The sequence below is a fragment of the Streptosporangium sp. NPDC020145 genome, from assembly GCF_040631275.1.
Classification (GTDB): domain Bacteria; phylum Actinomycetota; class Actinomycetes; order Streptosporangiales; family Streptosporangiaceae; genus Streptosporangium.
This window is the reverse complement of sequence record NZ_JBEXZT010000018.1, coordinates 143471-154657: the sequence shown is the minus strand read 5'-3', so window position 1 is coordinate 154657 and position 11187 is coordinate 143471. Positions and strand designations below refer to the sequence as shown.

The following is an 11187-nucleotide window of genomic DNA, read 5'->3' as shown; positions in this document are numbered from 1 at the left end:
TCCCAAATCTCCCCCCCCCCCCCTCTCACCCTACCCCCCCCCCCCCCCCCGGCCCCCCCCCCCCCCCACCCACCGGGGGGGGCCGTCCCGGCGGCCCCCCCCCCCCGACTCGTGTGTCCCCGTTCGTTCACCGTTGAAACAACCTTTTGTGAAGGGATTCAGTGATGACCCGCGACCTGAGGACAGCCCGAACCGGGGCAGTTCTCACATTCGTGCTGGCCGGCCTGCTCTGTGGGTCGATGACCGTGCGTATCCCGGCGCTGTCCGACAAACTCGGCCTGTCCGAGGCGTCGATCGGCGTCACGCTCCTCGTGTGGGGGCTGGGCGCGCTGGTCGCCATGCAGTCGATGCGCGGGGTGATGGCACGGCTTGGCAGCCGGAGCGTCCTGCGGGTCGGCGCTCCCCTGTGCGCGGTCACCCTGGCCCTGCTGGCCCTGGCGCCGACCTATCCCCTGCTGCTCGTCGCCGCGGCGCTGTTCGGCATGGCGTTCGGCGCGGTCGACGTCGCCATGAACGCGCAGGGCTCGACGGTCGAGCGCGCCTACGGCAGGCCGCTGATGAACGGCATGCACGCGGGCTGGTGCGTGGGCGCGATCTCCGCGGGCCTCCTCGGCACGGCGGCCATCGCGGCGGGCCTGTCGTTCACCGCCCACCTGATCCTGGTGGCGCTCGTCTCCCTTCCCGTACTGGTCGTCATCAGCCGTTCCTACCTGCCCGACCCCGTCCTGTCGGAGAAGGCCGCCGCGGCCGGCCGCCGCCGGATGCCTCCGGTGGTCTACCTGCTCGGTGTGATCGCCTTCTGCGCGTTCATGGTCGAGGGCACGATCGCCGACTGGAACGGTCTGTACCTGCGCGACACCCTGGGCGCGGCCGAGGCCGTGGCCGCGCTGGGCTACCCGGTCTTCGAGGCGGGCATGTTGCTCGGCAGGCTCACCGGCGACCGGGTCAGGGCCCGTTTCGGCGCCCGAGGCATGATCGTCACCGCGGGTCTCGCGACCGCGGCCACCTTCGGCGCGGTGCTGAGCGCGCCGACCGCCCCGGTCGCCGTGGGCTCCATGCTCCTGGTCGGCGTCGCGGTCGCCACGGTCTCCCCGATGGCCCTGTCCCTGGCGGGCGGCGCGACGGCCAACCCCGGTCCGGCCATCGCCCAGACCGGTGCGATGGGCTACGCGGGACTGCTGCTCGGCCCGGTGATCATCGGATTCGTCTCGCACGTGACCACCCTCAGGACCGCGCTCTTCCTGGCCGTCGTCCTGGGGCTGCTGATCGCGCTGGCCGCCCGGTTCCTGCCCCGCCCCGCCGTACCGGCCGCCGTGGAGGAGACGCGGGAGCGGGAGCTGTCCATGGCCGCCTGACCAGGTCGCCTTTCCGGTCTTCCGCATTCCGCGGAAGACCGGACATATATGTCTTAAATGCGAACAACATCCAAATAAGAGATCAAGGCAGAAAATCCTCTGTACGTGTCGTTGATCGTTGATCTACAGTTCTGACTGGTAGTGCACTGCCTGTCAAGTACGTCGTATTCACGATCCGTCAGAACAGGAGATGCTCATGCGACCCGTCCTTCCGGTGGTCACCGCACTCGCCTTGGCCTCGACGCTCGCCCTGGCCGGTACCGCCCAGGCGCAGCAGACCGGCCCGGCCTCCAAGGCCTCCCTGGGACCCGTGGCCTACTTCGAGTTCGCCGACGCCGGCAGCGACACGTTCGTCTTCAAGCTCACCGACACCTCCAAGATCCGGCACGCCAGGGATCTGCTGAGCGGCCTGTCCACCGACAGGCGCAGCGTCATCGGCAAGATCGTCACCGGCACCGAAAGCTACAATCCGTCCTGGAGCTACCACTACGACCCCGCCACGGTCGACTTCTTCGACGTCGCGACCGAGGTGTGCGACGCCTCGATCGGCTACGTCGAGGAGCACCTGTCCGAGGTGGGCGGCGCGTTCCTTCCCGGCAACACCTGGTGCCCGTGGAGCTCGCACCTGGTGCGTGAGGTGACCGTGCCGTAGGGCACACGACCCGTGGTGAACGGGAGGTCCAGACCGTCGGGGGACGCCTGGGGACTCCCTGAGTGAGGACAGCGCCGTCCGGCGGCGGGCCCGCCGCCGGACGGTCACACGGGAAACGGCGCCGCACCCGGGCGCGACGCCGTTTCCCGTGGTCCTGTGAACTACTTGCGCTTGGTGATCTCGTCGGTCAGCTGCGGGACGACCTGGTGCAGGTCACCCACGACGCCGTAGTCCGCGAGCTCGAAGATCGGCGCCTCGGGGTCCTTGTTGATGGCGACGATCGTCTTGGCCGTCTGCATCCCGGCCCGGTGCTGGATGGCGCCGGAGATGCCCGCGGCGATGTAGAGCTGCGGGGAGACGGTCTTGCCGGTCTGACCCACCTGGAACTGGTGCGGGTACCAGCCCGCGTCGGTCGCGGCGCGGGAGGCGCCGACGGCGGCGCCGAGGGAGTCGGCGAGCCCCTCGATGACCGAGAAGTTCTCCGCCGAGCCCACGCCACGGCCACCGGAGACCACGATCGCGGCCTCGGTCAGCTCGGGACGGGCCCCCTTCTCCTCCTTGACCCGCTCCACGATCCTGGCGGCCTTGGCGGCCTCGGAGATCGTGACGGAGACGCGCTCCTCGGCGCCCGCGCCCGCCGCGGCCTCGACCGGGGTGGCGTTGGGGCGGACCGCGATGATCGGGGTGCCCTTCGTGACGCGCGAGTGGACGTTGACCCCGCCACCGAAGATCGACTGGTCGGCCACGAGGCCGTCCCCCACACCGACCGCGTCGGTCAGCACACCGGAGTCGATCTTGATGGCCAGCCTGCCCGCGATCTCCTTGGCCTCGGCCGTCGCGGCGACGAGCACCGCGGCCGGAGCCTTCTCCGAGACGAGCTGGGCGAGCAGCTCGGCCTTGGGGGCCACGACGTAGTCAGCGACCTCGGCGGAGTCGGCGACGTAGATCTTCTCGGCGCCGTGCTCGGCCAGCCTCGCCTGGGCCTCCGCGGAGTATCCGGGCCCGGCCCAGACCGCCGACGGCGAGCCCAGCCCTCGGGCGAGCGTCAGCAGTTCCAGCGTGACCTTCTTGACCTGACCTTCGACGTGCTCGACCAGAACGAGAATCTCAGACATATCAGGCAACCCCCGTTCTCAGACGAACTTCTTCGACGCGAGGAAGTCGGCGGCCTTCACACCGCCGTCGCCCTCGTCCTTGACGATCGTGCCCGCCGCGCGCGGCGGAGCCGCGGCGAAGTCGGTCACCTCGCTCCAGGAGCCCGCCAGGCCGACCTGGGCGGCGTCGATCTCGGCGTCGGCGACTCCGAGCTTCTCCACCGGCTTCTTCTTGGCGGCCATGATGCCCTTGAAAGAGGGGTAACGCGGCTCGTTGATCTTCTCGACGACGGAGACGACGGCGGGCAGCGAGGCCTCGACCCTGTCGTAGCCGTAGTCGGTGACGCGCTGGACGGTGATCGTGCCCTTGCCCACCTCGACCTTGTTGGCGAAGGTGAGCTGCGGGACGCCGAGACGCTCGGCCAGCATGGCGGCGAGCACTCCGGTACGGGCGTCGGTCGACTCGGAGCCGAGCACGACCAGGTCGAACCCGATCTTCCTGAGCGTCTGCGCCAGGGCGTAGGAGGTGCCCAGCGCGTCGGAGCCGTGCAGCGCGTCGTCGACCAGGTGGACCGCCTTGTCCGCGCCCATGGCCAGGGCCTTGCGGATGGTGTCGCTCGCCTTGTCGGGGCCCATGGTGAGGACGGTCACCTCACCCCCGTGCGCCTCCTTCAGGCGCAGCGCCTCCTCGACCGCGTACTCGCACAGCTCGTTGATGACGCCGTCGGCGGCGTCGCGGTCGATCGTCTTGTCATCGGACCGCAGCTTGCGCTCGGTCGCCGTGTCGGGGACTTGCTTCACGCAGACGACGATGTTCATGGCCGGTGGCCGACCTCCCGTGTTCGCGTGCGCCACCGCGTCGCTGCGGTTAGCGCCGAATGCTCCCTACGCGCACGCGGGGTACGTGCACGCGATGCCAAGACTGCCGGGTCCCCGTGGGCGGAACGGCAGCGGACGGCACGGCCGGGATGTCCCGTCCCTGCCCTCCGGCACCATGTTACCGATCGGTAGCCTACCCGGGTCGTACGGCTGACGCCGATGGCCAGGGCTGGCCGACCAGTCACACACCCCCACCATACCGAACTATGTTCCGGAAATCGTGGCCGGGTCCCATAGCTCAGCTCGACACGAGGATGGCCACCAGAACGAACAGGACCGTACCCAACGCGAGCGCGAGTGAAAGGGTGCTGAAGAAGGTGCCCAGAACGGCCCAGAGTATGACGGCTCCCGCGCCGCCCGCCAGATCGACGATCGCCCGGCCCCGGTCCTTACGGGCAAGGAGGGCGACTCCCCCGTCCACGAGCACCGTCAGGCCGTAGGCCGTCAGCAACAGCAGCGACAGCTCCGGCAGCGGACCGCGCGCCGTCGCCGCCGCCAGCGCGGTCAACAGCCCCGTGCCGACGACCCAGCGACGGTGCACCACGACCCTGCGGCGCCGCAGGGCCTCCTCAGCCGAGAGCCTGCCCTGCGGCGGGCGCCGCCCCGGACGCCACTGCCGGGTGGTCAGCGCGTGCACCCCGGTCTCCACCGCCCCGCCGCCTGAGGAGTCCGTGGAACCTGTGGAGACTCCCGGCACCGCGAAGGCCTGCCGGGGCCGTGCGAGCGGCTCGCCGACCTCCGGGGCCTCGGCCCCGAGGCGTCCGAGCACCTCCGCCGCCGTGGGCCTGGCGGCCGGGTCACGCCGCATGCACTCGCGCAGCACCGGCTCAAGCCAGCCGGGAACCCCCTCAAGGTCGGGATCGTGGTGGACGACGCGGTAGCCGACCGCCGAGGCCGGGCCGGTGCCGTACGGGTGCCTCCCCGTCGCGGCGTGGGCGAGTGTGGCGCCGAAGGAGAACAGGTCGGCCGCCGGGCCCGCCGCCGCGCCCTCGATGACCTCGGGCGCCAGGTATCCGGGAGTGCCGATGACCGTCCCCGACGCCGTGACGGAGGCGGCGTCGAGGGCCGAGGCGATACCGAAGTCGATCACGACCGGCTCGCCGTCGGCCATGATGACGTTGGCCGGCTTGAGGTCGCGGTGAACGACCCCCGCGGCGTGTACGGCCGCCAGCGCCCGCGCCAGGCCGTGCGCCAGCCGTACGAGATCGTCGCCGGGGACCGCGCCCTCGGCGGAGATCAGCGCGCTGAGCGGGCGGCCCTGCACGTAGCGGGTGACCAGGTAGGGGCGGGCGCCCTCCATGGAGGCGTCCAGAACCTCGGCGACGTGCGGCCCCTGGACCCGCCGCATGGTCTCGACCTCGCGGGAGAGGCGGGCCAGGGCCGTGGCGTCGGCCGCGACGTGCGGATGCAGGATCTTTACCGCGACCGTCCGCCCGTCGGGGTCGAGCGCCAGGTGGACCTCGCCGAAACCTCCGGCGCCGAGCGTGGACAGCAGGTGGTACGGGCCAAGGCGGTCACCCTCGGTCGCTCCCATGCGGCTCCTTCCGGCCTGTCCCCTCATCGTGCCTCAGCCGGGCCGCTCCCGCACGAAGAGGTTCCGAGAAACCCTCCATAAAGGACACGGGCCTACACCCGGCTTCTCCATCACGGTTACCGGAACTCACATCTTCCGGACGGAGACCGTCCGGAGATCAGGCTCCGGCCTGGGAAACGACGACCGGTTCCAGTTCCTCGCCCTTGGGGGTCGTGGCGAGCTGAGCGCGCAACCGGCCGAGAAGGTCGGTGACCCCGACCACCCGTTCCCCCGAGGACAGGGTGTGCCGGCCGAGGAAGCGGTCCTCGCCGTACCAGGCGATGAAACGGCCTGAATCCACCGGAACCCGGGCCGCCTGCGCGCCGTCCGCCGTTCGCCAGAGGCAGAGCTGACCGGCCTGCCCGGCGCAACGGGTGGCGAAGACCCTCCCGGAGGGGGACATCCAGTTCTGCTCTCCCATCAGTTTCCCGACCTTCTTGAAGCGGTGTCGCACCGCACCGTGGAGGTCGAAGAACGTGACGTCACGGTGGGCGTCCTCCTCGTCGCGTTCGAGCCCGGTCTGAACGGCCACCGTCTTGAAGTCCGCCCCCCAGCGGAATCCTCCTGAGTAACGGCCGCCATGGGCGACGCGGACGAACCGGGAACTCATCGTGGCCACGTCGACGATCACAAAACCGGTGATCGCCTCCTGGGTGCGGGCGGTCAACAGCAGACGTCCGTCCGGCGACCAGACGGGGCGGACCACACCCATGGGCGCCTTGACCGTCGGCACCTCGCGGACCTTCCCCGTCACGGTGTCCACGATCGTCACAGGGTCCCGGCCCTGCGCCGGGTAGCTCTCCGTGGTCCCGGCCCCCCAGGCACCGGTCGGCGAAAGGGCCCTCACCGTCCCGTCAAACCGGGCGAAGACTCCCTTCACTCGGACGTAGAGGTCTTCACCGGACAGATAGGCGCCCAGCCAGGGGGAGGTCGTGGCGTCCTCGGCCACCACCGTTCGCGTTCCCGGCAGGCGGAGCAGCCTGAACCGCTGTGGTGGCGCGGGAGCGGGGACGGCCCGCGCCACACTGACGACATCGGTTTCGCGCAGCCGGTCGGCGACGGATCCGGAGAGTTCCGTCAGCCGGCGCCGCACGGAGATGTCACCCGACACGACGGAGACCACCACCGAACCGGCCCTGAGGACAACGGTGCTCGGCAGGGTCGCGTCCGCGACGGCCTGGTCTCCGATGCCGGTGACCGGTCTGTACGCGTAGACGTCCCGCAGCGTCTCGATCGTGCCGACGGCCTCGCCCGGATCGTCGGCGACCCACAGGACACGTACGACGAGGTGGCCGCCGTTCCGATCGGTGTAGCGGCAGGCGACAGGGCTGGGCATGGTGTAACCGGACAGGGTGGTCCGGGGCGTCCCGGCGGAGAACGTCCTCCCCGGGGAAAGCGCGCAGGCGTCCGGCCAGCGGCCCGGGTCCACACCCGCGAGCAGCGGCGTCCCTCCGCCCTGGCCACGTCGCAGGGCCGCGATGCGTACGCTCGGCGTCTGCCCCACCGCGCTCATGACGCTTCCTGCGTAGAGACGCTCACCGGCCGACGCCAGCGGCCTGCCGGGCGTCGGAAGGCCGTAGGAGGTCACCTCGCCGGTCCCGGGCTCGATCAGGTCGACGACCGGAAGGCCTTCCTCCTCCGTCGCCCGGATTCCGACGCCTCCCTCGACCAGGCCGGTGTACGCCGGCGCCGGTCTCACCTGCCACACAGGGGCGCCTCCGGGCCAGGAGGCCGCCTCCATGACATCCTCCTCACCACTGTGGTAGGTCGTCAGCACGAGGCCCTGTTCGTACGTCATCGCGCATCGCGGCCAGCACTCCCCGCGCCGGAGCACCGCCCGCCCCTCGTCGTCGTACAAGGTCATCGCACCGTCACCGAAGAGCGCGATCACGTGATCGGCGACCTGGAAGTCCGAGACCGCCCCTGCGGGAAGCCGGACCGACCGGCGCGTCGCACCGGTGGCCACGTCCAGGAGAAGCATGCGCGGCGACCGGCCACAGGTGAGGAGGAGCACCACGTCGGCGGCACGAACCGCCGATTGGGAGACGTCGCACCCGGCGGGAGGGCGGAAGCTCCACAGATCACGCGCCGTGCCCGGCGAAACGGCGATCAGCCCTCCTTTCTCCGACTTCCTGGTGAGGAAGACCGGCGAGCGGTCCTGCAGGGCCGCCGACCTCCGTCCCCGGGGCGGGAGGGACAGCCCCCGTCTGCGCCACAGTTCCTTTCCGGTGACGCTCGACACCGCGATCAGCTGGTGCCGCCTGTTCACCTGGGCGAACGGCTGGTAGTAGTCGACGACGAAAACGCCGGAGGCGATGCTCCAGCCCACGGCCGTCGCCGTGGAGAGGTGGTGTCTCCACCTTGGCCGTCCGTCGTCCAGGCCGAGTGCGAGCACACCGCGTGCGGTGTACACGAGAAAGTCACGTGACGTGAGGGCGTACCCGTACTCCCCCTGCGGGATCGAGACGTCCCTGTGCCAGAGAGGGACGAGACGCGCTCGTGGCTGGGCGGCCGCCGGTGCGTCCGCCAGGGGCAGGGGCAGGACCAGCACCAGAAGGACCGCCAGCAGCCGTGTTCTCATCGCCTTCCGCACGGCTGATTCCTACCGGTGATCCGGTAACCCACACCGAAACTGCTGGGATCGTTGTAGACGACCGAGTACCTCGGCGCCTCTCCTGTGACTCTGAACGGCTGTCCGTTGGCCTGTTGGAAGAACGCGCTCTCGGTCTCCCCACTGTCCTTGTAGGCGTAAACCACCTCGATACCCCATTCGTACCAGCGGTTCTTGGCATGCACCGTGAACTCGACCGTCACACGCTCCCCATATGCCAGATCGATGCTCTTGGGCAGGAACCTCGACTGACCGCCTCTGGGGTTCAGGTGGTCGAGGTCCGCCTTGACCTTGTACTCCTCACCACCTCCCTGGGCGGGGATGGTGAGACAGGTGCCCGTGGGAGGGGGCCCGGACCTGACGATGTACGGCCGGACGTCGATGATCCTGACGGCGCCGTGGCGCCGGCCCCGGAGAACGGTGACCACGTTCATCGTCCCCAGCCGAGCCGCATGGTGACGGAACAGCGTCTCCGTCAGCTGCCGGTAACTCGGAGCGCGCAGCAGAAGGGCGTGCTCGGCGGTCGAGAACTCGTCCGGCATCGCGAAGGAGTCTCCGACGTTGACTATCGATGTGGTGACGGCGGTCAGGACCGGCGCGCCGAGAGCGTCCTGAGCCACGTCGGCCAGAGTGGAGCGTTCGCCGAACGCTACCGCGCCGACCGCCAGGACGACGCCTACGACGAACAGCCACACCGGTGAACGCCGCCGGACGGGTCTTCCCGCAGACTCGGAGACAACCGTCACGTCCCTGGCGGACGTGATCTGGACGTTGTTCCCGCCGACCGTCGCATGGTGCAGGCTCGGGGCGGCGGCGGGCTGCTCGACCGGCTCGGTCTCAGGCGGATGACGGGTCATCTCGTCGCCCGAAGGCCACGAACCACCTGGCGGGCGAGTCTCACGGTGACCTCGTGGCCGCCCGCGCCGTCCATGCGGACCACCGTGTCACCCGCCCGTAGGATCGCGACATCGCGCACCGCACTGTTGGTGTACATCTGCGCGCCATGCCCGAGAGAGATGGGTTTTTTCTCGTCGAACCTCGCCATCAGATCCTGAAGAACGTCCTCTGTCTCGTCCTTGTCCGTTCCCGCCCATCTGATGTCGATCGTGATGACGGGATGCCTCGCGTCGCCGGGAACCAGGTCGCAGCCGACGGGCGTGTCCAGGGCGAGTTCCGGCGGCCCCGGCCGGGCGACAGGAGTGTAGTGAGCCTCCGGGAACTCGGCCCTCAGCGTGGAGGCCGGGATCAGGGCACACGCGTCACGCCACCTCTCACGACCGACGCCTCCGCGCGCCGTGGCGCCGGGGTCTGCCGACGGCGGAACCGTCGTGTAAGCGGCCAGCGACGAGGTGGACACGGAGGCGAACAGCAACGTGTACCGGCTCATGCCAAGCAGGCTGACGGGAGCGGGAAAGGCGACGACGGGCGTCTGCTCTCCCGTCACCGGATCCACCGTCACGACGATGGAGCTCTGAAGCTCACCGAGCCGCCTCGTCGCGTAGATCCGCCCGTCGAGCGCCTGAACCGCCATGAAGGAGACACTCTCGTCCTCGCTCTCGATGACGCGGCCCGATCGCCGGTCCACGATCGCCGTCAACAAGGAGTTTCTGTAGTCGTCCTGCCCCACGACCAGCACACCGGTGGCCGTGGCGACGAGAGAGCACGGACAGGCGTGTTCGGCGACGTGCTCGTAGAGTTGCCGGCCGTCGGCGTCGTAGACGTTCAACGCGTTGTCGCTCTCCAGGCCCACCACCCCGTCGGCGACCACGACCAGGGGATTGCCCAGGGGAAAGACCTCCTGCTCCCAGAGCCACCTGCCGGTGGAGGCGCTCAGCACACGCAGACGGGTCTCCCGCCCGCAGGAGATCAGCATCGCGACGACCCACCGGTCCGCCCCGCCTGTCTGCCCGAGGCACCCGGAGGGGAGGGGGGAGTCCCATCTGCGGCGCCCGTCCGCCACGTCGAGAGCTCTCACCACACCGATGGCGGGAAGGTGGATCAGTACGTTCCCCTCACCGACACCGAGATAGGTCACCAGAGGGGGCAGGGGCGTGTCGGAGCCGTGGAATCCGGACCCGAGCGTCCAGAGGAGCGCTCCAGTGCGTCCGTTGAACGTCAGAAGGCCGTCACCCCTGGGGGCCTCTTCGTCCGTCTTGTCCTTCCCGTCGCGCGGAATCGCCGCGACGACGTAGTCACCGGTCACCCCGATGCGCTCCTCCGGCGGGCTGTAGCCGTTGGAGTCCGACACGCCGAAGGACCACAGGAGACGCCCTGTGTCGGCTTCTCTGCCTTCGATCTGATCTCCGTGTGTCACGACCAGCACGTCACCGACGAAGACGGTGTTGGACAGGTCCTCCGGGATCTTCACCTTCCACAGCAGCGAGCGAATACCGCCGGGAACGGCCGCGCCTCCATTTTCCACAGGAACGCGGAAAGGCACCGGAGGAAGCGAAGAAGGAATCACCAGGTAGGGCAGGAACAGCAGGGCAAGCCACACCCATGATTCACGAACGCGCCACTTCCCGATTACGAAGTACATCTTCAGGAAGCCATGTCCACTTGACCTCCCGGCGAATCAGCGTCGATGGAGGTTGACGTCCCGTGCCGATCCGATCTGAACGTTGTCCCCGGAGATCGAGCTTCCAGCGACGACCTGACCACCGTTGTTCACCACCGGAGTGGAGGCGGAGGCGGCCCGCAGCAACCTCGCCACGTCCCCGGCCAGTTCGGGATCGGCGGCGAGAGCCCTCTTCAACTGACCACGGAGTGCGGCCAGGGCGTCCTCGTCCTCCGGCTCGTCCGCGAGATCCTGAACGGCGGACTCGATGCGATCGCGGCTTTCCTCACGCTTGACGAAACGCCGCAGCAGCCTGCGCCCGAGATTCACCGACTCGTCGGCGGCCAGATCCTGCGTCTTGGCCAGCACCGCGCCTCCGTAGGCGCCTATCGCCGCCACCACATAAGGTGTCACCTGATTTGCCAGATCGGCAACGTTCACGCGCCCTCCCAGTCCTTCTATCTCA

At 69.4% G+C, this 11187-nt stretch carries 9 protein-coding genes; 2 read left to right on the top strand and 7 right to left on the bottom strand.

All coding sequences use genetic code 11. From position 1 onward, the window contains the following. Positions 1 to 164 precede the first annotated feature (164 nt). Both ABZ463_RS28055 and ABZ463_RS28050 read left to right on the top strand, forming a co-directional pair. On the top strand, positions 165 to 1355 hold the full coding sequence (locus tag ABZ463_RS28055; RefSeq protein WP_362780580.1) for an MFS transporter: 1191 nt from the start codon (positions 165 to 167) through the stop codon (positions 1353 to 1355). A gap of 196 nt (positions 1356 to 1551) precedes the next feature. Then, on the top strand, positions 1552 to 2007 hold the full coding sequence (locus ABZ463_RS28050; protein ID WP_352015204.1) for a calmodulin-binding protein: 456 nt from the start codon (positions 1552 to 1554) through the stop codon (positions 2005 to 2007). 161 nt (positions 2008 to 2168) lie between these two features. Here ABZ463_RS28050 and ABZ463_RS28045 read toward each other — a convergent pair whose 3' ends face one another. The 7 genes from ABZ463_RS28045 to ABZ463_RS28015 form a co-directional block, all read right to left on the bottom strand. After that, positions 2169 to 3122, bottom strand: coding sequence for an electron transfer flavoprotein subunit alpha/FixB family protein (locus ABZ463_RS28045; protein WP_362780577.1), 954 nt, complete (start codon positions 3120 to 3122; stop codon positions 2169 to 2171). A gap of 18 nt (positions 3123 to 3140) precedes the next feature. Then, positions 3141 to 3920, bottom strand: coding sequence for an electron transfer flavoprotein subunit beta/FixA family protein (locus ABZ463_RS28040; protein ID WP_362780575.1), 780 nt, complete (start codon positions 3918 to 3920; stop codon positions 3141 to 3143). Positions 3921 to 4218: 298 nt separating this feature from the next. After that, positions 4219 to 5514, bottom strand: coding sequence for a serine/threonine-protein kinase (locus ABZ463_RS28035; protein ID WP_362780572.1), 1296 nt, complete (start codon positions 5512 to 5514; stop codon positions 4219 to 4221). 157 nt (positions 5515 to 5671) lie between these two features. Beyond that, the gene (locus ABZ463_RS28030) at positions 5672 to 8146 is read right to left on the bottom strand and encodes a PQQ-binding-like beta-propeller repeat protein (protein ID WP_362780570.1); all 2475 of its coding nucleotides are present in this window, start codon (positions 8144 to 8146) and stop codon (positions 5672 to 5674) included. Beyond that, entirely contained in the window at positions 8131 to 9021 is an 891-nt protein-coding gene (locus ABZ463_RS28025; protein ID WP_362780568.1) for a hypothetical protein, read from the bottom strand. The genes ABZ463_RS28030 and ABZ463_RS28025 overlap by 16 nt, the downstream gene beginning before the upstream one ends. Next, complete coding sequence (locus ABZ463_RS28020; protein WP_352015198.1) at positions 9018 to 10532, bottom strand: PQQ-binding-like beta-propeller repeat protein; 1515 nt, start codon at positions 10530 to 10532, stop codon at positions 9018 to 9020. The genes ABZ463_RS28025 and ABZ463_RS28020 overlap by 4 nt, the downstream gene beginning before the upstream one ends. 207 nt (positions 10533 to 10739) lie before the next feature. Continuing rightward, positions 10740 to 11162, bottom strand: coding sequence for a hypothetical protein (locus ABZ463_RS28015; RefSeq protein WP_362780566.1), 423 nt, complete (start codon positions 11160 to 11162; stop codon positions 10740 to 10742). Between the last annotated feature and the right edge of the window lie 25 nt (positions 11163 to 11187).

What these genes read in the sequence shown, in the direction of transcription:
- ABZ463_RS28055 (WP_362780580.1), top strand. Translation starts at nt 165, where the DNA reads ATGACCCGCGACCTGAGGACAGCCCGAACCGGGGCAGTTCTCACATTC.
- ABZ463_RS28050 (WP_352015204.1), top strand. Translation starts at nt 1,552, where the DNA reads ATGCGACCCGTCCTTCCGGTGGTCACCGCACTCGCCTTGGCCTCGACG.
- ABZ463_RS28045 (WP_362780577.1), bottom strand. Translation starts at nt 3,122, where the DNA reads ATGTCTGAGATTCTCGTTCTGGTCGAGCACGTCGAAGGTCAGGTCAAG.
- ABZ463_RS28040 (WP_362780575.1), bottom strand. Translation starts at nt 3,920, where the DNA reads ATGAACATCGTCGTCTGCGTGAAGCAAGTCCCCGACACGGCGACCGAG.
- ABZ463_RS28035 (WP_362780572.1), bottom strand. Translation starts at nt 5,514, where the DNA reads ATGGGAGCGACCGAGGGTGACCGCCTTGGCCCGTACCACCTGCTGTCC.
- ABZ463_RS28025 (WP_362780568.1), bottom strand. Translation starts at nt 9,021, where the DNA reads ATGACCCGTCATCCGCCTGAGACCGAGCCGGTCGAGCAGCCCGCCGCC.